The organism is Granulicella sp. L46 (genome assembly GCF_009765785.1).
Taxonomy (GTDB): Bacteria; Acidobacteriota; Terriglobia; order Terriglobales; family Acidobacteriaceae; genus Granulicella.
Window position 1 is genome coordinate 1 of record NZ_LMUT01000008.1, and the last position, 715, is coordinate 715.

Here is a 715-nt window from a genome sequence, read left to right on the forward strand (position 1 = left end):
GATGCATCTGCAAAGTCGAAGTCTTAATCCCAGCCTCCCCCAGCTTTTGCGCGGCGCGAGACGTGGGTGCAAATCCCTCGACCGTATACCCTTCGGCCCCTGCGCCTTCACGTACCACGGCCAGTGCCGTTGTCTTGCCTCCGCCCGCGATTCCATCCAGTCCGACGATCTTCTCCCGCGAAAGAAAGATGGCGTTCACCGCCTCTCGTTGCGAGGGATTCAGCTCCGAGTGACGGTCTTCCGTTGTAATGCGGATGTTCGGACTCACCAGCATCGGGTCATCGAAACCGCGCCTATTGTCCCCCTGCACGAGATTCATCGTCTCGCGTTCCATGCGCAGCATGGCTGCGGTCGTGATCTGCGGTCCTCGCACAGAGGCCGGTCCTTCGCGAAACTCGCCTGCCTGTAGACGCCGGTCGAACTCCTGCCTAACTTGGGCGTATGTAGTTTCTCCCATGCCGCGATTGAGCGCGCTTTCGAGGATGGCCCGACGGTCTTCGACGGCGGAGCGCTCGAAGAGATGGTCGCGGGCGTACGTCACTGCCCGTTGCGCTGCGTTCTCCGGCACGTGATTCTGGCGCTGGCCACGCTCCCTTGCTCGGGAAACAACGTGGTCGGCCTGATGACCATACTGCGCGGCTAACTCGCGATGCTGTTGCAGCACCTCCTCCGGTGACAACAGCTCCTTCCGGTCGCGCGTGTAATGGGCCGCGAC

The 715-nt window shown here is 62.0% G+C and carries 1 protein-coding gene; it reads right to left on the reverse strand.

What is annotated here, in order from left to right; genetic code table 11:
* On the reverse strand, nt 1-715 hold a 715-nt coding region (locus GSQ80_RS06625; protein WP_158786878.1), incomplete at both ends, for an AAA family ATPase.